The organism is Penaeicola halotolerans (genome assembly GCF_016464625.1).
Lineage (GTDB): Bacteria > Bacteroidota > Bacteroidia > Cytophagales > Cyclobacteriaceae > Penaeicola > Penaeicola halotolerans.
On sequence record NZ_JAEAGO010000083.1, the window covers coordinates 1 to 267 of the forward strand.

Genomic DNA, 267 nt, shown 5'->3' on the forward strand with positions numbered 1-267 from the left:
GGTACAAAAGATACCCGATTAACAGATCCAGCTTTTAATCACTCGGTGACTATTTCTCCTGATGGGAAATACTTTGTAGATGTAGCTCAAACTCATGACATTCCTCCATTTACCAATTTGGTGGATGCCAAAGGCAAAGTGGTAGCTGAATTGGCAAAAAGTGACATGAGTAGGTTTGAGGAGTTAGGTCTGAATAAAGTGGAAGTATTCACTTTCACTTCTAAAGATGGAGTGACTGAGTTGCACGGAATGATTCATTTCCCATCG

At 40.4% G+C, this 267-nt stretch carries 1 pseudogene; it reads left to right on the forward strand.

Annotated features, from left to right (window positions below):
• Positions 1-267 (forward strand): annotated as a pseudogene (locus tag I5349_RS13785) (S9 family peptidase); the annotation flags it as partial.